17 protein-coding genes and 1 pseudogene are annotated in these 20,941 nt (G+C 62.4%); 4 read left to right on the top strand and 14 right to left on the bottom strand.

The genetic code is table 11. The annotated features are described in order from the left end of the window. Nucleotides 1-4: 4 nt before the first annotated feature. The 3 genes from AC72UB_RS11470 to AC72UB_RS11460 form a co-directional block, all read right to left on the bottom strand. Nucleotides 5-1,225 carry an arginine deiminase gene (locus tag AC72UB_RS11470; protein ID WP_505189903.1) on the bottom strand — a complete coding sequence of 407 codons (1,221 nt, stop codon included), beginning with the start codon at nt 1,223-1,225 and terminating at the stop codon, nt 5-7. 9 nt (nt 1,226-1,234) lie between these two features. Beyond that, a complete protein-coding gene (locus AC72UB_RS11465; RefSeq protein ID WP_505189902.1) occupies nt 1,235-2,650 on the bottom strand; it encodes a YfcC family protein in 1,416 nt (471 codons plus the stop codon). Nucleotides 2,651-2,711: 61 nt separating this feature from the next. Beyond that, entirely contained in the window at nt 2,712-3,347 is a 636-nt protein-coding gene (locus AC72UB_RS11460) for a YiaD family glycine zipper/OmpA-like lipoprotein (RefSeq protein ID WP_505189901.1), read from the bottom strand. Nucleotides 3,348-3,631: 284 nt separating this feature from the next. On the opposite strand from AC72UB_RS11460, the gene AC72UB_RS11455 reads away from it, so the two are divergent. Next, nucleotides 3,632-4,084 (top strand): cupin domain-containing protein, encoded by a 453-nt coding sequence (locus AC72UB_RS11455; protein ID WP_505189900.1) that lies wholly within the window; start codon nt 3,632-3,634, stop codon nt 4,082-4,084. After that, nucleotides 4,081-4,824 (top strand): DUF6544 family protein, encoded by a 744-nt coding sequence (locus tag AC72UB_RS11450; RefSeq protein ID WP_505189899.1) that lies wholly within the window; start codon nt 4,081-4,083, stop codon nt 4,822-4,824. Before AC72UB_RS11455 ends, AC72UB_RS11450 begins: the two co-directional genes overlap by 4 nt. 108 nt (nt 4,825-4,932) lie before the next feature. Here the strand turns inward: AC72UB_RS11450 and AC72UB_RS11445 are convergent, their stop codons facing one another. The 4 genes from AC72UB_RS11445 to AC72UB_RS11430 all read right to left on the bottom strand — a co-directional run bounded on the left by AC72UB_RS11445 (nt 4,933) and on the right by AC72UB_RS11430 (nt 9,317). Further along, nucleotides 4,933-6,204 (bottom strand): TMEM43 family protein, encoded by a 1,272-nt coding sequence (locus AC72UB_RS11445; protein ID WP_505189898.1) that lies wholly within the window; start codon nt 6,202-6,204, stop codon nt 4,933-4,935. A gap of 178 nt (nt 6,205-6,382) precedes the next feature. Next, nucleotides 6,383-7,057, bottom strand: a complete 675-nt coding sequence (locus AC72UB_RS11440) for an ABC transporter ATP-binding protein (RefSeq protein WP_505189897.1) — start codon at nt 7,055-7,057, stop codon at nt 6,383-6,385. Next, nucleotides 7,054-8,259, bottom strand: a complete 1,206-nt coding sequence (locus AC72UB_RS11435; protein ID WP_505189896.1) for an ABC transporter permease — start codon at nt 8,257-8,259, stop codon at nt 7,054-7,056. The genes AC72UB_RS11440 and AC72UB_RS11435 overlap by 4 nt, the downstream gene beginning before the upstream one ends. Further along, entirely contained in the window at nt 8,259-9,317 is a 1,059-nt protein-coding gene (locus AC72UB_RS11430; RefSeq protein ID WP_505189895.1) for an efflux RND transporter periplasmic adaptor subunit, read from the bottom strand. Before AC72UB_RS11430 ends, AC72UB_RS11435 begins: the two co-directional genes overlap by 1 nt. Before the next feature lie 218 nt (nt 9,318-9,535). Between AC72UB_RS11430 and AC72UB_RS11425 the strand changes: the two genes are divergently transcribed. Then, a complete protein-coding gene (locus tag AC72UB_RS11425) occupies nt 9,536-9,841 on the top strand; it encodes a glycine zipper domain-containing protein (protein ID WP_463289725.1) in 306 nt (101 codons plus the stop codon). Between the two features lie 409 nt (nt 9,842-10,250). On the opposite strand, the gene AC72UB_RS11420 is transcribed toward AC72UB_RS11425, so the two are convergent. The 4 genes from AC72UB_RS11420 to AC72UB_RS11405 are packed head-to-tail and all read right to left on the bottom strand — an operon-like array spanning nt 10,251 to nt 14,102. Continuing rightward, complete coding sequence (locus tag AC72UB_RS11420; RefSeq protein WP_463289724.1) at nt 10,251-10,496, bottom strand: MoaD/ThiS family protein; 246 nt, start codon at nt 10,494-10,496, stop codon at nt 10,251-10,253. Next, nucleotides 10,496-12,763, bottom strand: coding sequence for a xanthine dehydrogenase family protein molybdopterin-binding subunit (locus AC72UB_RS11415; RefSeq protein ID WP_505189894.1), 2,268 nt, complete (start codon nt 12,761-12,763; stop codon nt 10,496-10,498). Before AC72UB_RS11415 ends, AC72UB_RS11420 begins: the two co-directional genes overlap by 1 nt. Further along, complete coding sequence (locus AC72UB_RS11410) at nt 12,763-13,239, bottom strand: (2Fe-2S)-binding protein (protein WP_505189893.1); 477 nt, start codon at nt 13,237-13,239, stop codon at nt 12,763-12,765. Before AC72UB_RS11410 ends, AC72UB_RS11415 begins: the two co-directional genes overlap by 1 nt. Beyond that, a complete protein-coding gene (locus AC72UB_RS11405) occupies nt 13,236-14,102 on the bottom strand; it encodes an FAD binding domain-containing protein (protein WP_505189892.1) in 867 nt (288 codons plus the stop codon). Before AC72UB_RS11405 ends, AC72UB_RS11410 begins: the two co-directional genes overlap by 4 nt. Before the next feature lie 283 nt (nt 14,103-14,385). Between AC72UB_RS11405 and AC72UB_RS11400 the strand changes: the two genes are divergently transcribed. After that, nucleotides 14,386-15,504: an aromatic ring-hydroxylating oxygenase subunit alpha gene (locus AC72UB_RS11400; protein WP_505189891.1), complete on the top strand. Its 1,119-nt coding sequence runs from the start codon at nt 14,386-14,388 to the stop codon at nt 15,502-15,504. Between the two features lie 343 nt (nt 15,505-15,847). Here AC72UB_RS11400 and AC72UB_RS11395 read toward each other — a convergent pair whose 3' ends face one another. From AC72UB_RS11395 to AC72UB_RS11385, 3 genes and pseudogenes are all read right to left on the bottom strand, one after another. Next, nucleotides 15,848-18,259: an FAD-dependent oxidoreductase gene (locus AC72UB_RS11395; protein ID WP_505189890.1), complete on the bottom strand. Its 2,412-nt coding sequence runs from the start codon at nt 18,257-18,259 to the stop codon at nt 15,848-15,850. A 10-nt stretch (nt 18,260-18,269) separates the two neighbouring features. After that, nucleotides 18,270-19,832, bottom strand: coding sequence for a trimethylamine methyltransferase family protein (locus AC72UB_RS11390; protein ID WP_463289719.1), 1,563 nt, complete (start codon nt 19,830-19,832; stop codon nt 18,270-18,272). Nucleotides 19,833-19,963: 131 nt separating this feature from the next. Next, nucleotides 19,964-20,860 (bottom strand): annotated as a pseudogene (locus AC72UB_RS11385) (LysR substrate-binding domain-containing protein); the annotation flags it as partial. Nucleotides 20,861-20,941: the final 81 nt, after the last annotated feature.

Here is a 20,941-nt window from a genome sequence, read left to right as displayed (position 1 = left end):
CCTTTCACAAAGGATCGCGGATCAGCGGGCAGGACATGCAATGCGACCCGCCCCTGCCCCGGCCAAGCTCACTGCCGGGAATGGTGATGACCTCAACCCCTGCCTTGCGCAAAAGGGTGTTGGAATGGGTGTTGCGGTCATAACCGATCACCACGCCGGGGCTAAGGCACAGAAGGTTGTTCGCATCATCCCATTGTTCGCGCTGGGATTCATAGGCGTTGCCGCCCGTCGGGATGGTGCGCAGGAATTTCAGCCCCAAGGCGAGGGCGACAACATCAAGGAACGGCTTGGTTTCAGTTTCCACCCAGACGCCACCCTCGCCTTCGGGGCGCAGGGTGTAGGTTTGAATGGCGTCGGTCACCTCGGCAAAGACTGTCACCAGATCGCGGTCGCAAAAGGTGAACACGGTGTCCAGATGCATGGCCGAACGGTCGCGCGGGAACTGACAGGCGATGACGCGGTCCACCTCACCGCCCTGAAACAGCGCACGGGCCAGTTGCCCCACTGCCTGCGGCGTGGTGCGTTCACCCATACCGACCAGAACCGCGCGGTTGCCAATGGGCATGACATCGCCGCCCTCCAGGTTCGCCGCGCCATGGTCCACCATCGGATCGCCATACCACACCTGCGCCGCCCCGGCGAAATCGGGGTGAAAACGGTAGACGGCGGCTGCGTTGAGCGTCTCCCACCGCCGCGCGGGCCAGAACATCGGGTTTAGTGTGACACCGCCGTAAATCCAGCAGGTGGTGTCGCGGGTGAAGATCTGGTTCGGCAATGGGGCCAGTAGAAAATCCTGCGGTCCCAGCATGGGGGCCACGACGCCTGCCGCCGGAATCGGCAATTCCGCCCGGTTCATGCCGCCGATCAGGATATCGGCCAGCTCCTCGGGCGGGGCCTCTGTCGCCCAAGCCCGCAGGTCTTCGGCCAGACCGACACCCACGGTATCTTCGCTGATCCGCTTGGCCAGCACCCAATCACGCGCCTGCGGGTTGGCCAGCGTTTCGACCAAGAGGTCGCGGAAGATCACCACCTCAACCCCCCGCTCGCGCAGGGCATCGACAAAGGTCATGTGATCCACCCGCGCCTGTTTGACCCAGAGCACGTCGTCAAATAGCAAGGCCTCGCGGTTGGCGGGGGTCAGCCGCGCCATCTCGCGGCCCGGGGCATGCACCATGACACGGCGCAACTGCCCTGCTTCGGAATGAACGCCATATGTGGGGGGCATGGGACTGTCCTAGATCAGGGTGGCAAGGGTCAGCGCGCCCATCACGATGACCGTCAGCACCAGCAAAAGCGGCCAAACAAAACGCAGCCAGCGCTGATACGGCACCCGGCCGATGGCCAGCCCCCCCATGACAACCGCCGAAGTGGGGGTGATGAGGTTCACCCAGCCCGAGGCGGTGGCAAAGGCGGTGACGACCAGACTGCGGGGCACCTCCGCAAAGTCCGCCACCGGCGCAAGGATTGGCATGGACAACACCGCCAGCCCCGAGGTGGAAGGCACAAAGAACGACAGCCCCAGTTCAACCAGATAGATCATGCTGATGAACGCAGCCCCCGGCAGGTCGGCCACAGTGACCTCGGCGCTGTGCAGGATGGTGTCAGTGATCTGGCCCGCGTCCATCACCACAACGATGCCCCGCGCCAGCCCGATGATCAGCGCCACCCCCAACAGATCCCGTGCACCCGCAAGGAATGCTTCAACCAGCCGCGGCTCTCCTAGCCGCCCGACGATGCCGATGACAATGGCGGCAAACAGGAACAGTCCAGACATCTGCGCCATCCACCACCCACCGACCGAGACGCCCCAGATCATCACGGCGAAGGTGGCGGCAAAGAGGATCAGCACGATCTGATGCAGGCCGGTGAACGCTTCATCCGATGCCCCTGCCCCGAAATGCGCCTCATTCGCAGCCTTCAGATCATGGACCAAAGACCGCGACGGATCGGCCTTGACCCGTGCCGCATAGCGCATGACCCAAGCCACCGCTGCCGCCCATGTCAGCGCCAAGATCACCAGCCGCAGCCACAGCCCGTCGGCAAAGCTGATCCCAGCGGCATCCGAGGCGATCACGGTGGAAAAGGCATTGATGGTCGATCCCAGAACGCCAATCCCCGCACCCAAGAGGATCACCGCAACCGCCACCAGCGCGTCATATCCGGCCGCGATCATCACAGGGATCAACAGGCCATAAAACGCCAGCGTTTCTTCGGCCATCCCGTAGGTCGTCCCGCCCAGGGCGAACAGCGCCATGAGGATGGGGATCATCCACATCTCGCGCCCCTTCAGCCGGACCATCGCACGGCGGATGCCCGCATCGATTGCGCCCGTCGCGGTGACCACCCCGATGAACCCGCCGATGATCAGGACGAACAATGCGACATCAATCGCGTTGGCGGCATAGCTGTCGGGGTCGTAAAACCCCGCGATCGGGGCCAAGATCACATCGACAAAGCCTTGGGGATTGCCCGGCGTCAGGGCGTAGGTGCCAGCGACGGGCACATCCTTGCCCAGCGCCTCAGAGGGCACGCGCGTGTATTGGCCAGACGGGATGATCCATGTCAGGGCCGCGACCGCAATGATCAGCACGATCAGGATCGTAAAGGCGTTGGGAAAGCGCCAGCCTTTGGGCGGGGTCTGTGCGGGCATGAAACAGGTCTTTCAAAGGCAAACTGCCCGCCGGGGTGCGGCGGGCAGGAGTTTGTCGGACTTAACCGGTGGGCGTGATGATCACTTCAACCCGACGGTTCATCGCGCGGCCATTCGCCGTGGCGTTTGTGGTGATCGGTTCGGCATAGCCGCGGCCTGAATAGGTGATGCGCGAGGCAGGAACACCATCCGCAATCAGGATCCGCGCCACCGAGAGGGCACGGTCCACACTCAGTTGCTGGTTATAGGCCATGGATCCGACGTTGTCGGTATGTCCCACAACCCGCACAGTGGAGTTGGGATGCGCGCGCAAAGAGCGCGCCACTTCGCGCAGGGCCGGGCGGAAACTGGGGTTCACCACCGAGGATCCGGTGGGGAAGGTCACATCTTCGGGCAAGATGACTCGCAACTGGCTGCCGGTGTTGGTGATGCGCGCGCCAGATCCGGCAAGCTGCTGGTTCAGCTCACGTTCCTGTCGGGCCATGTTTTCGCCAATCGCCCCCCCAATCACACCGCCCAGCACGCCTCCAATCACGGTCGAACGCGTGTCATCGCCAACGATATTGCCCAAGACCGCGCCGGTCGTGGCCCCCAGCAAGACGCCGTTGACGGGCCGGTTCGGCGCGCCGGTGTTGTAGGTGCAGCCTGCAAGGGCAAGTGCGGTGGTCAGGGTCAGAGCTGTTGCTTTCAAGATCATGGCAGGGTTCCTTATCGTGGCCCCTCTGGGCCCGGCGCGGCCCCGGGGTATCCAGAGCCGATCTTCCACCACCTTGCGCCACTCGCTTGCGCTCTGCGCTAATCTGGATCAGCCGCCCTTGATCGAAGTTTTCTGCGACCCACAGCAGAAGTCCGGGGGCCCAGACCCGCTTTCGCCGATGCAGAGCCGTTGGGTACGAAAGAACTCTGGTCCGACCTAACCTCGATCAGCACAGGTCCGGCTGCACCCGCCTAGGTTGGTTGCAGCACAGCCCGGAGGCCCAGATGCAAGGATTCGTCGCCCCTCTCGACCGCCTCACCAAAGCCAACAAGGACTTTCGCCGCGTGCTCTACACCACGATGCGCCTGCAATTGGTGATCATGGCCCTGAAACCGGACCAAGAGATTGGGTCGGAAATCCACGCAACACATGATCAGTTCTTTCGCATTGAAAAAGGCAAAGGCCGCATCCGGATAGGTCAGGCCAAGGTCAAAGTTGGGGCTGGCGATGCCTTTGTCGTGCCGGCCGGGGTGCGGCACAACCTGACCAACATCGGCAAGAAGCGGTTGCACGTCACCACACTCTACGCCCCGCCCAACCATGCCGATCACCTGATCGAACCCATCAAGGTGGCGGTAGAGGTGCCAAGCCCCAGCGCAACCACCGCCGCCGTGATGGAGGCGGCGCGCAAGGACATGATCGACGAAGGATCACCGACTGCCCGGGGGCTGAAATGACCTTGCCAAACGAAGTCCGCGCTCTGGCCTTGCGCCTTGGGGCTGATCCGTCGCGCGTGACGGGGCACAGCGTTCTAAGACAGACCGGGGAGATGAAGCTGTCACTGGCCTCTCAGCGCTGGCACCGGTTTTCGGCGCGTCAGACCATAGCCGTGACCTCCTGCGCCTTTGACTGGCATGCGCGGTTCTCGCCCTTTGGCTATCTGTCGGTCACGGATGCCCTGAAGGCAGGGCGAGGCCAGCTGGACGTGACAGCGCTGGGGCTGATCCCCTTGGTGCGCAGCGCACCCTCTGTGGCGCTGACCAAGGGCGAAATGCTGCGATATCTGGCGGAATTGCCCTTTGCCCCCGATGCGATTTTGCACAATCGCGGCTTAACTTGGCAGGTGATGGAGGCAAACCAACTGGCGGTTCGCTGCGGACCTGCCGCCATGCAGGCCGAGGTGGTCTTTGCGCTGAACGCCGATGGCCGGGTCGCCAGCTCAACTGCGCGGGATCGCCCCCGATCGGCCAAAGCGCCTCACCTTCCAACACCTTGGCGGGGTGAGTTTTCCGACTATCGCCAGCAACAGGGCCGCTGGATCCCCTTTGCCGGTCAAGTCGCCTGGATCATCAACGGGGTCGAAGTGCCTTACTGGCGCGGAGTGCTGTCGCATTGGTCGATGGCCGCCCCACCATTTGCCAGAGCGGTACCGAACTCCTTGTCCCGGTCCCACGTGCTTCAAGGGACCAAGATATGAGAGTTGCTCACAAGCTGAAGGGCCGGCACCACGCCGCATCCCACGACGGTAGGCACGCCTAGACCGCAGAGGAACCCCAAAACGCCGCACGACACTTGGGCCAGTCAATCATGCTGCAGGCACGGTTGGTTTTTTGCGGCCATACTTCGAATAGGCCCAAAAGATCGCTGCGACGCCCACGATGAGCCCAAGCGACAGGAGCGGTCGCACAGCAAACCAGCCAATCGCAATAACAATCGCACCGACGGCCAACGCCATAGCAAAGGAAATCAAACCCGTCCCAAATGCGATCAAGGACCCCACAAACGGGATAACGTCGCCGATCACGCTAAAAATCCGCAAGATCAAGCCAATTCCAACAAACAACGCCAATACCCCTGACGCACGAATGACCCAAGTCAACACGCCGTTATTGGCCTGACTATCGGCGAACATTTTGGCCGAGGGTTCACGCCCTGCCGCCAAAAGGAACAAGCTATATCCATTCTGGGTGGTATAATCCGTCAGGCTATCGCCGTTTTGCATGCCGACGATACTGACTTCGGGCAGAACAATCTTTTCAAAGCTGACCTTTGTATCGCCGATCTGCGGTGCGTTTTCATCGGCACCGAAATACAGCGCCTGCATCACTGATCTGCCCTCGCCTGGATAGCCCAAAGCCGTAGAGGCTTTGGCAGCTGCGTCATCGGTGATCGGCAACACTTCGCGCATGCCAACCGAGGCGATCTGCAAGCCCGCCACGCTAAAAGCACCCAATTGCGCCGTATCCACCAAGGTTTCCGAAGAGGGCAGCCAGAAATCAGGGTTCTCATGCCCTTGAGGTTCCTTGAACGCCGATGAATCTTGGGCGGATCCGCTCCATTCCGTGGAGTAGCTATAGGTTGTTATGGTTTCTTCGCCGCCACCCAGCTTTTTCTCAGTTGTGCTACTCTGGGTTTCAACCCATTGGTACATCTCAACATTTCTTGAAATTCCAATCGCCCCAGATGCGGTGATCCCCGTATCCGCATCAATCACATCCGAGGCAGGTGTCACATCGCTTTCGATATGAACCAATTTGCCATCAAGCGCGGGGTCGATCTGGGTTGCATCGGTCGTGACGACGATCGAAAGCCCTTCATTCAGCGATTTATAGGTCGCAATGGACCGGCCTTCATTCCAAAACAGCGCGACTATTGCCACGATGACCAAGACCAAGCCGAACACGGCACCCATCAACGCCCCGCCCAGACGAGAGAACCAAGATGTCGATGACTTCTCCACCACGTTCATAGCAGGCCCCATTGTTTTGCGCCGTTTTCCTTTGCCAAGCTTCTTAGCAGTTCTCAATGATGCTGGCAGAAAAAATCTTTGAACGATTGCGCTTGCTTCAAACTCCATTCATTCGGACTTTTCTTTGCAATTCAGTCTGCGCAAAGAGACTGAACATAGAGCAATTAGGAACCGCGCGTGGTTGTATCGCGACCCTGCCCGCCCTGCACAAGCTGGCGGCGTGCCTTAAGGGCGATGTGCCGCTATTCACCTATCCCGGATCGAAGCCGGCCGGGCGGCACCGCTTTCACCCCGTCACAACCCCATCCCCCACGACGATCTGCCGCTTGCAGGTCGCGGCGATCTTCTCGTCATGGGTGGAAATCAGAAAGGTCGTGCCCTCATCGCGGTTGATCTGGGCGATCAACTCCATCACCTGCAAGGCCGAGGCGCGGTCAAGATTGCCGGTCGGCTCGTCAGCAAGCACCAGCTCTGGCGCGTTCATCAGCGCGCGCGCCACCGCCACGCGCTGCTTTTGTCCGCCTGACAGGTTGGCTGAGGGAAAGTGGATCCGTTCGGCCAGACCCATCCGGGTCAGCAGATCGGCCCCGCGCGCCCGGGCGGCTGCGGTCTCGCGGCCGTTGCGAATGGCGGTCGGAAAGATCACGTTTTCCAGCGCGGTAAAGTCCGGCAAGAGGTTGTGGAATTGAAAGACAAAGCCAATGTGCTCGTTGCGAAATGTGGTCAGCGCGGCATCGGAGGCGCGGATCAGATCGACCCCCAACATCTGATGCGCGCCCGAGGTGGGCTGCATCAGTGTGCCCAGAATGGTCAACAACGTGCTTTTTCCGGATCCAGAGGGTCCCAGAAGTGCTGCCATCTCTCCCTTGTCCAAGGTCAGGTTTAGCCCGCGCAAGACATGGGTGGCGGTGTCGCCGGTGCCAAAGGTCTTAACCAGATCGCTGACAGTCAGCAGCGTCATTGGCCAATCGCCGTCACCGGATCCACCCGCGCGGCCGCGCGGGCAGGCAGGATGGAGGCGGCAATTGCCCCCAGAACCGTCAGCACAATCGCCAACCCATAAGAGCCTTGGGTGATGTCCATCGGCAAGGTGCCCGAGCGGAACGCATCGCGGGTGGGGAAAGGCAGCAAGGCGAGATAGCCGATCCCCGCGCCCAAGAGACCGCCCATCACCCCGATCAAGGCCCCTTGGGTGACAAACACCCCGACCACAAACAGCCGCGACGCCCCCATCGCCCGCATGATCCCAATCTCGGGGCGCCTGCGATAGGTGGACAACAAGAGCGCCGAGGCGACACCGATGATGATGGTGATCATGGCGAAGGTTTTCAGGAAATAGCCGGTCTGCGCCTGCGCATTCAGCGCCTCAAGAAGTTGCGCGCCATCTTCGGTCCAAGATTTGGCATCAAGGCCCATCAGCCCTTCCACCCGCAAGGCAACCGCATCGGCGGCGTAAAGATCAAAGAGCTTGATCTCAATCCGGCTGATCCCTTGGGGCATCTCAAAAAGCGTGCGCGCTGTCGCAAGGCTGACATAGGCCATGCGTCGGTCTGGCCCGCCCCCCGTGCCGATCTGGTAGAGTCCAGTCAGGGTCAGCGCGGCTTTGATGCCGTCGGTCGACTCCAGCGAAATCGTCTGACCCAGCGCAAGGCCCATATCATCGACAAGGGATTTGCCCAAAAGCACCGCGCCCGATCGCAGGCGCACTTCGCCCTCCACCAGATAGCCTTCCAGATCGCTGATCGCAGATTCGCGCCCCGGCTCCAGCCCGATGATCGACACTTGCGACACCTGCGTGCCACGGCGCAAAAACCCCGCCCCGGTGATCTGGGGCGAGACGGCCTTGACCTCGGGCAAGGCCTCGATCAGCGGGGTATAACTGATCGCCTCGCGCAGTTGAGGCGTGTTTGTCGACGGTTCCTGCACCAGCAAAACGCGGCCCGGCAAGGCCATCAGCAAGGCCGGATCGGTGGCCTCGGCCTCAATCGTGACGTGACTGATGTCACCTGCGGTGCGCGACAGGATGAACTCCGCCAGACCGCCGATCAGCGCCGACATGAAGATAAAGATGAACACCCCCACGGCGACGCCCACCACCAAGAGCGCGGTCTGAGCCTTGGAGGCCGTCAGGTAGCGCGCGGCGATTTTCAACCCATAGAGCATCAGGGCACCACCACGGTGACTGCCAACCCGTCGCTGAGGCCCGTGCTGTCGATAATGACCTGATCGCCCGCGTTCAGCCCATCGGTCACGATCAGCCGCGCCGCTGGCCATTCGACGACCGTCACCAGCGTTTGCACAGCCTTGCCGCCGCTAAGCACAAACACCGCGCCCGCCATCAGCGCCGAGCGCGGTACGGTCAGGGCCTTCTGCTGATCCACCACGATATTCGCGGTCACCGTCAGCCCCACCGGGGCCGCAATCGGCCTGTCAAACCCGATCTTGATGGCCAGTCCCCCTGTGGCCGAATTGACCCTTGGCGAGACAAAGACCACCGAGCCGGCCAAAGTGTCGCTGCGCCCAACCAGTTGCAGGGTCGCCGATTGCCCATAAGCAATGTGGCTGGCGTAGGTTTCGTCCACATCAGCCTCAACAATCAGATCGGACAAATCAGCGAGCGTGAAAAGCGCCGTCGTAGGGTCGACCAACTGGCCGGGATCGACGGTACGGCTCATCACAGTTCCCGCCATCGGAGCGGTGACGGTGTAACGATCCAACTGAATGGTCGCTTGATCCAGCAAGGCCTGCAGCCGCGCCACCTCTTGCGCGGCCCCCTCCAGTGCCAGCTTGGCGTCATCGAGTTTTGACCGCGAAATGATCCCGCCCAAATCGCGGTCGCGGCCATAGGTGGCCGCGGCTTGGGCCTGCTTGATGCGACCCTGCTCAAGGGCCGAGCGGGCCTGCTGCACGATCGCCTCTTGCTGGCTGGCATCCAACCGCGCGAGCACATCGCCCTTGGCCGCGAGATTACCTTCGTCGACCAACAGGTCCGAAACTGTGGCCGACACAGCCGATCGAACCTGCACCGAGGCCCGCGCCTCGACCTTGCCGTTCACGGCCAGAACGCGCGTGACCGTGGAAAAGTCTGCGGTTTCGACGCGAACCTCAAAGGCATTTCCCGCCCCAAACTGCCACCAAGCGAGCACGCCCAAACAGACAGCCAAAAGGCCGCCCGAGACCCAAAGCCAGCGGGTGGATTTGCGAGGTTCAACGTCGGTCATGCAGGGGGTCCAAAGGCTTGGGCACAATCAACCCTGCAGGGGCTCGCACCCAACCGCACTTACCTGCGTCAGCCGGTGCCCGCGAATTCAGCGCGCTGATGTCCGCCCATGCGCCCCGGCGCTGACCGGTGTTAGTGCAACGCCTTGCTCGCCGCGACAGTCTGCTTTGATCCCGACGGCAACCCCTGCCGACCGGGGCCGATCAAAGGAGCCCGAGAATGGCACAGGAAAACAACCTACCAAAAAGCATCGCCGCCGATTACGAAAGTGTCATGGCGCAGATGGAAACGATGCGCGCCGATATGGCCAAGATGGCCCATAACGTGCAGCAAATCGCCAGCCGCCGCAGCCATGATATGGCTAAGGATATGACCGACGGCATGTCAGAAGCCGCCAACTATTTGGGCCGTAAAGGCCATGAGGCGGATATGCGCGTCGAAGGCGCGGTGGCAGCAAACCCTTACATCGCGATGGGGCTTGCGGCGGGCGTGGGTGTGCTCTTGGGCGCACTGACCCGGCGTTAAGGCCCGTGTTGCGCCAACTTGCGGCCAGCTTGGCTGCGACCGCCCGCCAAAGACTGAACAGGGGCCTTGTGGTCCTTGCTTGGGCTTTGGGTGCCGCCGGGCTCGCTGCGGCGGGTCTTGGGATGCTCGTGGCGGCCGCACTGATCGCGCTGTCGCGTCTTATGGGGCCGCTGCTGGCCTGTGGCCTCATGGGCCTAATCCTGCTGCTTCTGGCCCTTTTGATCGCCACACGGCTTCGCTCACGCCCTGTTGCGCCAACGCCCCGCGCCTTGACCCCTGATGAGCTCGCCTTCTCGATAGGCTTCGCGCTTGCAAGGATCGTCTTGGGAAGGCGTCCGTAAGGAAGCTGCAGTTTGCGCTGGAGGCTGCCAGCCGATTGCTGACAGGGCGCTCCCATTGTCAACGCGCCCTAACCACCCTTGAGGCGCTGGAGCAGGTAAACCTCGCTTTGAGGGCCGACAGCGGCGGCGCGGTTGTTGGCGATCACCTCGCCATCCACCGCCACCGAAACGCCTGCCTTGATAGCAGGGGCAAGGCCGGGATGCGCTTTTTCCAGCGCATCCAGCATTTGCCCCACGGTCGCGGCCTCAACCTCCACCACTTCCTGCCCATCGGTGAACCGCCGCAGGCTAGACCAGAGATGGACCTTGGCCATCAGGTCTTGGCCGCCTTGCCCGACTTATTCGCCTTGATCGCCGCCAAGACCTTGGGCGGGGATAAGGGCAAGCTGCGGATCCGCGCCCCTGTTGCCCCGGCAACCGCTGCGGCAATTGCAGGCAGCGGCGGGGTTATGCCCGTCTCGCCCACGCCGCGCACGCCATAGGGGTGGCCGGGGTTTGGCACTTCAACAATCACCGTGTCGATCATCGGCAGGTCCGAGGCCACCGGCACGCGGTAGTCGAGGAAGATCGGGTTTTGCAGCCGCCCATCGGCGCCGTAGACGTATTCCTCGTTCAGCGCCCAGCCGATGCCCTGCGCGGCACCACCCTGATATTGCCCTTCGACATAAGCCGGGTGGATCGCGGTGCCCGCGTCCTGCACCACAAGATAGCGCAAAACCGTGGTTCGACCGGTCTCGGGATCAACTTCGACATCAACCACATGCGTGCCAAAGCTGGCACCAACACCCTCAGCCGTCACCTCATGGTGACCCGAGATCGGCCCCCCGGTTGACCCCATCTTGCCACCAATCTCACCGATGGACATCGGCGGGAACTTGCCAGCGTTCGGCCCGGCGGGATGGGCGGCCCCATCTTTCCATTCCACCGCCTCAGGGTCGATGCCCCAATCCGCCGCCGCCCGGCGGCACATCTCTCCAACCGCCTGACGCGCGGCCTCTACCGCCGCCTTGCCGCTGGCAAAGGTCGCCCGGCTGCCATGTGTGGGTTCATTGACGCCCAGCGCGCCAGTTTCCACCACGTTCACCCGGACGTTTTCATAAGGAATGCCCAAGAACTCGGCCACCATCAGCCCGATCGAGGCCCGGCTGCCGCCAATATCGGGCGTGCCAATCGAGACGGTTGCCGTCCCATCCTCGCCCACCGCCAGCGACACCGATGTTTCGCCGCCATGGTTGAACCAAAAGCCCGAGGCGACGCCCCGCCCTTGGTTCGGGCCCAGCGCAACCTTGTAATTCGGATGCGCCTTGGCCGCCTCCAGCGTTTCTTGCAAGCCGATGACATTGTAATCCGGGCCATAGCTCGACTTAGAGCCATTGCGCGCGCCGTTCTTCAGCCGCACCTCAATCGGGTCCAGCTTCAACTCGCGACACATCTCATCAACAAGGCTTTCCACCGCAAAGGCCGCCATGGGCGAGCCCGGTGCACGATAGGCTGCCGCCTTTGGCCGGTTCGCGATGACCTCAACACCCTCGTGCTTCAGGGCTGGAATGTCATAGCAGGCAAAGGCGCAAGGCAGCGCTTCGCCAATCGGTGACATGCCGACGAAGGCCCCACCCTGCATGCGGAAAAAGACCTGACCTGCCGTGATGGTGCCATCACGCTTCATGCCCAGCTTGACATCCATCGAGGCCGAGGCGGTCGGCCCCGTCGCGCGCAGCACTTCGGACCGGTTCATCACCAGCTTCACCGGACGGCCGCCCGCCTTTTTCGACAGCGCCAAGGCCAAGGGTTCCATGAAGATCGTGGTCTTGCCGCCGAAACCGCCGCCGATCTCGGAGGGCGTCACCCGCAGGTTCGCCGCCTCAATCCCCAAAACCGAGGCGCACATGCGGCGGATGTACCAATGGCCCTGCGTGCAGACCCACATCTCGCCGCGCCCGTCCTCGCCCATCTGGCCGACACAGGCATGCGGCTCGATATAGCCTTGGTGAGTGGCTTCGGTTTTGTAGGTGTGCTCGCGCACGATGTCGGCGGCGGCAAAGCCCGCCTCCACATCGCCATGCCCAAACTCCATGTAGCGCGCGACGTTGGGGTGCATCCCCTCGGGCACCGAGTAATCGGCAACCCCCTCGCGAATGACCGGGGCGCCCGGTGCCATCGCGGCGTCAACATCAGTCACATGCGGCAGGATCTCATACTCCACCGCAATCAGCCGCGCCGCGTCCTGCGCCAAAAGGGCCGAGGTTGCGGCAACCGCAGCGACCGCGTGGCCGTCGTAAAGCACCCTGTCGCCTGCCAGCGTGTTGTCTTGCAGGTTCAGGTCTTCCCCCGAAAGACCCGTGGGAAGATCGGCCCGTGTCACCACAGCCTTGACCCCATCCAAGGCCAGCGCCTTGGATGCATCAATGCTCTTGATCCGCGCATGGGCATGGGGCGAGCGCACGACCGCCGCCCAAAGCATGCCGGGCAGCGAGAAATCCGCGCCATAACGTGCCCGACCTGTAACCTTGTCCAGCCCATCAGGGCGGTTGGGGCGGGTGCCGATCAGTTTGTAGCCAGACTTGAGCTCATCCTTCGCCATCACGCAGCCCCCCGCATCTCTGCCGCCGCGTCCTGAACGGCGCGGATGATCTTGTCATACCCGGTGCAGCGGCACAGGTTCCCGGCCAGCCAATAGCGAATTTCAGTATCGGTCGGATCGGGGTTGCGCTCTAACAGCGCCTTGGCGGCGACCAAGATGCCCGGCGTGCAGAACCCGCATTGCAGCGCCGCATGTTCGATGAACTGGCGCTGCAACGGGTGCAACTCTTCGCCCGCCATGCCTTCGATGGTCTCCACCTTCTTGCCCTCCGCCTCGGCGGCGAGCATCAGGCAGGAACACACCAGCACTCCGTCGACAACCACAGAGCAGCCCCCGCAATCGCCCGTGCCGCAGCCTTCCTTGGTTCCGGTCAGGCCAAGCTGGTCGCGCAGCGCATCCAAAAGCGTCTCGCGCGGGTCGGCAAGGAATTCCGCCGGATCGCCGTTGACAGTGGTGGTCACATGAATCTTGGTCATTTGCCTTGTCCTTTCGCCCGGTCATAGGCAATTTTTGCCGCCCGTCGGGCCAATACGCCCACAACTTCGGTGCGGAATTCCGCCGTGCCGCGCTTGTCGGAAATCGGCTTTGCACCAGCTTCCGCCGCAGATGTCAGCGCCTGCAGCGCCGCTGCGTCCAGCGTGGTGCCGATGATCGCCTGTGCGGCTGCCTCGGACAGGATCACCGTCGGCGCCACTGCCCCCAGCGCCACACGCGCCTCAATGATTTTATCGCCGTCCATCCGCAGGTTGACCGCGCAGCCCACCACGGCAATGTCCATCTCGGTGCGCGGGATAAAGCGCAGATAGGCATCTCCGCCATGCTTGCCGCGCGGCGGCAAGAGGATGGCGGAAATCAACTCGCCCTTGGCCAGATTGATCCGCCCCGGCCCCGCCGGGATCTGCTCAACCGGGATTTCCCGGCTGCCATTTGGCCCGGTCACCGCAACCTTTGCCCCCGCCGCGATCATGCCCGGCACCGAATCCGCCGCAGGCGAGCCGTTGCACAGGTTCCCCGCCAGCGTGGCCCGGCCCTGCACTTGGGTCGAGCCGACCAAGTTCATCCCCTCGACCACACCGGGCCAGTCGCGCGTCAGACCCTCATGCCCGCCCAGCACGATGCCCGGTACGGCGATGCCAATCCGCCATCCACCATCCGGCGTTTGGGTGATTTGGTTCACATCAGGGATGTGCTTGAGGTCAATCAGATCGTCGGGCTGAACCATGCCGGCGCGCATCTGCACCAGAACATCGGTTCCCCCGGCCAAGAAGCGCAGGGTTCCTTGGGCAGCCGCGGCAATCGCCGCCGCGTCCGCAAAGCTGGTTGGCTTGTGGTATCGCATTTCGCGGCTCCATTGCATAAGGCGACGTGGCTTGCGGTGCCGCGTTCGTAAGATGATCCTGAGCATTCTGCGAGACGCCTTCAAGCGCTTTGACGCCCCGATGCCGAAAATTTCTGTGGCCAAACGGAACTGACCCTTTGACAGCCAAAATCCGATCCGGTCTCAAAGCGCCTACGCATGTCCGAAACCGTACGGAAATTGCTTGAACGGCCGTCCAGATTTGGCAATCCTCGCCCCAAACACGGGGCAACTTGGCGATTGCCAGACGCTGCTGGAGGGCCAAATGCCGCTTGATCCATCTGATCTCACTGCCGCCACCGCGCCACTGCACAGGGCGCGGTCGATGCCTGCGGGGTTCTACACCGATCCCGCCATCTTTGCGGCCGAGCGTGAGCACCTGTTCTTGAAGCACTGGTTCTTTCTGTGCCGCGCAGAAACCCTGCCCAACCCCGGCGATTACCGCGCTTTTGACAATCCCGGAGGGCCGATCGTGCTGGTGCGGGGCAGCGATGGGGTGCTGCGCTGCTTTGCCAATTACTGCCGACATCGTGGGTCGATCCTCTTGGAAGGCACGGGCAACATCGGCGGGCGCATCATCTGTCCCTACCACGCCTGGAGCTATCTGAACGATGGCCGCCTGTACGGCTGCCCGGACATGAAAGACGCCGAAGGCTTTGATAAGGTTGAGAACGGCCTCGTCACGCTCGACATCGACCAATGGGCCGGGTTCGTCTTTGCGCGCTTCACCAAGGATGGCCCATCGCTGGCCGAGCATCTGGGTGATCTGCCCGACCGCATGGCCAGCCACCGACCCCAAGAGATGCGCCACACTTGGACCTGCACGCTGGATGTGGCCTGCAATTGGAAACTGATCCTCGAAAACGCGATGGAGACCTATCACACCGGGATCGTCCACCGCGAGACGGTGGGGGCGCAAACCTCGCGCACGCTGCCAACACGGGGCAACTGGATTTGTATTCAGGTGGTCTCAGGCCGCAGCATTGCCACCCTGAGCGACACCGTCCCACCCTTTGATAAGATCGAAGGCTTGGATGAGGACGCGCGGATGGGGACCTATTTCACCGTCGCCCTGCCCACCATGCAGTTTGCCGTGGCCCAAGATTGCCTGTGGTGGCTGAACTGCATCCCCATCGCCGAAAACCGCACGCGGCTGGAAGTGGGGGGATGTTTTCCTGCCGCCCGGCTGGACCAACCCGATTTTCAAATCCGGGCCGAGCCCTACTACGACCGCTGGGAGCGTGTCGCCAAAGAGGATGTCGGCATCCTTGAAAAACAGCAGCGCGCGCTGGGGTCCGCTTTGTATCGCCCGGGACCGCTGTCATGGCGCGATGACATGGTGCAGGCCTTGGGTGTCTGGGTGGTGGATCGGCTGGGGCTTTAGCAGGCCCCTGCCCCGCCGCATGGAATGATTGGGATATGCCCCAATCGCAGCATGTCAGGACATCGCGGTGCCATCACGCTGGCACCCGACTGCAACATGACCGCGACAGTCGGTGAGAACGGTGGTGCGGGTCCGCTTGGCGGCGCATGCTAGGCAAGTGATGGTGGGTCGAGCGACGGACCGACACCCTGACCGTCCTGAGGATGACACAAGAGACCGCAAGAGGTCCGCCGCACGGGAAGCATTTCGTGACGTTGGAAGCCATCGATGGCGCCACCGCTCAGCGCAGACACCGTGCCCCTCTCCCCATGCGGGAACCCCGCATGAGAGAATATCTTGCGGTCTAGGCCTTCTGCCGAGCGTTGGCCGGATCCCAAACCGGGGCATCCATGAGGGTCAGCGACCGGCGCTCTCCAAGGATCACCACCTCCAAACCCTCGGTCACGCCCGGTTCTACATAGGCGAAGGTCAGACTTTTGGCCGTTGCATGCCCATAGGCGCCGGAGGTGCAGACCCCGACCACGCGATTGCCCTGCATCACCGCCTCGCCCCCGTAGATGTCGCAGTCGGTGGCAGCCACCGCGCCATAGACCAGCTTGGTCGTGACGGTGCCCGCGCGCATGGCCTCGGTGGCAACACGGCCACGGAAATCGCCTTTGTCCGGGGCATAAAGCCGGGTGCAGTCCGCCTCGATCAGGGTGATCTCATTAGTCAATTCTGACCCATAGCCGCGATAGGCCTTTTCCATGCGCAGGGAGTTTACAGCCTGCCCGCCGAAATCGGCGATGCCATGCGGCACACCGGCGGCCCAGATTGCCGCATAAAGGCGGCCAAGATCAGCCATCGGCGCATGAAGTTCCCAGCCAAGCTCGCCCACATAGGTCACGCGCAGCGCGCGGACGGGAATGCCAGCCAGCATGATCTCCTGCGCCGAGAGCCAGCGGAATGCCCCGTTGGACATATCTGAGCCCGTCAGGGTGGCGAGGACCTCACGCGACTTCGGACCCGCGACGACCAGCATGCCGAAGCTGTCGGTGACGTTGGTGACCGTTACGTCGGGACCTGCAGCCAAAGCCAGATCGTCCCGCGCCTGTTCCTCGGCCCCAGCGCCGGTCAACAGATAGAAGCGATCAGGCCCCAAGCGGGTGATGGTCCATTCACCAAGGATGCGGCCCTTGTCCGAGAGCACCTGCGTTAGACCAATGCCATCCAGCTTTTTCGGAAGGCGATTTGCGGTCAGACGGTCCAACAGCGCCTCGGCCCCGGGGCCCGCCACATCAAACTTGGCAAAGCTTGACAGGTCCATGATCCCCACCCGCTCGCGCACAGCGCGACATTCGGCGGCGACCAGATCAAAGGTGTTGGTGCGGCGGAACTGAAGCTTTTCGGCAAAGCCGACGGGGGCGAAATACTTGGGCCGCTCCCATCCGTGCACCTCGGTCATCACGGCGCCTTTGGCCTTCAACACCTCGAAAAGCGGGGTGATGCGGCGGGGACGCCCGGCCTGCACTTCGCGCCCCGGCAAGGGCGTTTCGAACATGTTTTCATAGTCGTCAAAGCTTTTCGCCCGTGTGTAGTCCTGATCGGCATAGGCCCCAAAGCGCCGCGGGTCGACCGAGGCCATGTTGATCTCAGCATCGCCGTGGATCATCCATTGGGCTAGGAACTTGCCGCAGCCCGCCCCCTGCGCGATCCCGATGGACGAGCCGCAGCATTGCCAAGCATTCGGCACGCCCGGCATTGGCCCGACAAGGGGGTTGCCATCCGGCGTGTGGGGAATGGCGCCGTTGATGATGCGCTTGATCCCGGCATTGGCGAAGATCGGCATGCGCTCTAGCGCCTTTTCCAGCCAAGGGGCGATCCGGTCGAGATCCCCCTCAAACAGCTCATTCTCGCTGGACCACTCCGGCCAACCGCCGCGACTGGCCCAAGCCTCCCGCGCGCCCGTGTGCTCGTAAATGCCGACGAGACCCGCCTTCTGCTCTTGCCGATAATAGCCCGCTGTCGCCGGATCGCGCATCACGGGCAATTCGACGGGGCTGTCCTTGAACTCAGCCAGCGGTTCGGTGACCAGATACTGGTGTTCCATATTGGTGATCGGCGTATCGACACCCAGCCACTTACCGACCTCTCGGGCATAACAGCCCGCCGCATTGACCAGATGCTCGCAGGTGACATTGCCCTGTTCAGTCTCGACCCGGAACTCGCCTGAAGGCAGCCGGGTCACGCCCGTCACTCGGTTGCGCCGCACAATCGTGGCGCCCAGTGCCCGCGCGCCCGCTGCCATGGAATTGCACGCACTCGCAGGGTCCACGTGACCGTCCAAGGTGGTGTGGGCGCCTGCCAAAATGCCATCGGTCTTGAGCCAGGGGTTCAGCTCGCGGATGCGCTCGGGGCTGATGATTTCCATCTGGAACCCAACATTGGCGGCAAAACCCTCGACGTAGCGGAACCAGTCCACCTCCTCTGCCGTGGTCGCGATGCGGATGCCGCCGCAGCCGTGCCAGCCTGTCGGATGGCCCGTCAGCTCCTCAAGCTTGGGGTAAAGCGTATTCCCATAATGGTGGATCTTGGCCATGTTGTAATTGCCAATGAAGGACGGGCATTGCCCGGCGGCGTGCCAAGTCGAACCGCTGGTCAACTCGCCCTTCTCGATCAGCAGGACATCCGTCCACCCGGCTTCAGCGAGGTGGTAGGCCAGACCTACCCCCATCATGCCACCGCCGATGATCACCACTTTCGCATGGGTTTGCATGGCGCTCTCCTTACCAGACGCCGTTGCCGGCTTGCATCCGCTCGCGCGGCAAAATGATGTTGTAACCGGCGCGGATCGCCGCGTCGGTCGTGTCGCTGATGTGGCGCGGATAATGGTCGGTCAGTATCTTGCGAACTCGGTCGCGCGCCACGTCTCGCGCGTCCCGCGCACCGGCATCCTGCCATTCGCTGATGCTGCGGCGGTCCGCGATCTCGGGATAGACGTAATCAGTTTTCATCCGCGCAAAGGTCTGCGGATGACCAAGGTAGTGCCCCGCGCCCATGACCGTATCGCGGATGACCTCAAAGTTCAGCGTGTCCTCGCTAACCTCGATCCCCTTGACCGTGCGCAAAATCGCGCCGAGAAGATCGTTGTCCAGAACATAGCCCTCAAAGCTCGTGCCCATGAGTGAGCCCTGCATGCCGGCGCATTCATGGATCATCGTTGCCCCAGCCTGTGCGGCAAGTGAGATGGTATAGCCTTTCTCGCCCCCACTTTGCGCATCGGGAAGCTTGCTGTCGGTCATTCCGGCGGGCACCGAATTTGGGAGATCATAAAAGTTCGCCATCTGGGCGCAGGCGGCCGACAGAAGCGCCTGCTCACCCGACCCGCCGGACATTGCCCCGGTGCGCAGATCGCTGACGAATGGCCAAGCGGCAAAGATGCCGCGGCAGTTGGGGTCAATGATGTGGCACAGGATCAGGCCCGCCAGCACCTCGGCACAAGCTTGCGCGACCGCCCCCGCAAGGGCGGCGGGCGCCGTCGCTCCGGCTTGGCCGGCCGAGACCAGCAGGATCGGCATGCCGGCTAAAACGGCGGCCTCTAGAGCGTCACAGCTTTCGGTCGCAAATCGCATCGGCGGCACAACATGGCAGCACACAGCGGTGCAGAAAGGCCGCTCGCGGTGCTTGCCGTCGCCACCAGCGACAGCGTCAAGCATCGGCTGCACCGCGCGCACAGATGCGCTGTCGGTGTAACTGACGGCAATAGACTTTGTGGTGCCTGCCAAGCAGGCATAGGTGGTGTTCATATCAAGGTCGAGGATGGTCTTTGCATCCCGCGCCACGATAGAGCGATGATACCAGTGGATATTGTCCAACCGATCCACCAGTCGGGCAATGTCGTAAAGGTCAGCGACCGTGCTTTCACGGTAGCGGCCGGTTTCGAAATCCATGATCGTCGGGGCCGCGCCGCCGGTGCCAGTGTGGACGCGCTTGCCACCGATTTCGATGTCATGGATCGGATCAATGCCGTGGAGGGTAAACGTGCGCCGCGAACGGGCGATCACATCTTCGACCAGTGCACGCGGAAAGCGCATCCGACCATTCCCATCCACCCGGCACCCTGCCGCCACGGCGCGGGCTTCAAGGCTGGGGGTCAGTTGCGATAGGCCGAGGTCTTCCAAAAGCTGCAGCGTCAGTTCGTGGATCCGCAAGACCTCAGCGTCCGTCAGAGGCTTGTAGCGTCCGCCGACGAGGCCCGGTGGGATCGGTGAGACCATGACGGCCTCCTCGACACGCGCGCGGCGGCCAGAGCGGCGGGTGGACGGATCGGCAAGGGCTGGTTCGGTCATGGTGGAAACTCGACGGTTTGTGAGACTCCAGCTAGCACCCGTTTTGGCCGCGGCTCAAACGATCATTCCGAATGGTTCGCATTCCCTGGGCGCATGCGAACATCAGAACCACCCTTCGCTTCGGCCATAATCCACTCAAGAAAAGCGGTGATCGCCGCGCCATGAGACGGACGCGCAGATGTGCTGACGTAATAGCCGTCCGAGGTTTCAAGAGCTTTGTCGATGGGGCAGACCAGCCGACCCTCTGCAAGGATTTGATCCGTGATGTAACTCCACCCCAAGGCGACACCACGTCCCGCCTCGGCCGCCTGAAGAACCATTGGATAGGAATTGAGCCGAATAGCCCGGCGCACTGGTTGCCCATTCACGCCCTGACGCAGCAGCCATTGCCGCCAATCCACCTCACCGGCTGAAGCCCTTGGGTATTCAAGGTGCAAAAGCGTCTGGTCCAGAAGATCGGCTGACTGCCGCAGTTCGGGATGATCGGCCAAATAGCCGGGGCTACACACCGGGTAGACCCGCTCGCCGAACAAAAGCTCGGCCTTCAGCCCCTCCCATTTTCCCGCACCAAAAAGGATGGCGACATCCACCTCACCGGTGCTTGGCAAAACCGGCTGGTCCGCCGCCAGCACGCGCAGGTCAATCTCTGGCTGCAGGGCGGCAAAGCGCTCAAGCCGTGGCATCAGCCAGAACCAAGCGAAGGCAACAGAGGCACTGACGGTGATCTGGGGCGCCTTTGATGCCGCGCCGAGTGCGGCGAGACACTCGCTGATATCGTCCAATCCCCGCGTCACCGAGTCGAACAAACGCTGCCCGTCTGGCGTCACCTCGACACCACGGTGCAACCGGCGAAACAGTCGCAAGCCCAGCCAATCTTCCAGCGCTTTAATCTGTCGGCTTACGGCACTTTGCGTCAGGCACAGCTCATCCGCCGCAAGCGTAAAGCTCAGGTGACGTGCGACAGCCTCAAAGCTGTGGAGCAGGTCCAGCGGCGGTAATTGGTATTTCCTCACGATGGCCCTTTGCATGCACAGTGCAGGCGCGACAATGGCGCCAGCGGGCCGCCAATGCAAAGAGAAATTTGCCGCTTCAAAGCGGCACATGCATGG

This window comes from Allotabrizicola aquatica (SeqCode) (assembly GCF_965194375.1).
Taxonomy (GTDB): domain Bacteria; phylum Pseudomonadota; class Alphaproteobacteria; order Rhodobacterales; family Rhodobacteraceae; genus Tabrizicola_A; species Tabrizicola_A aquatica.
This window is presented reverse-complemented; position numbering and strand designations above follow the sequence as displayed.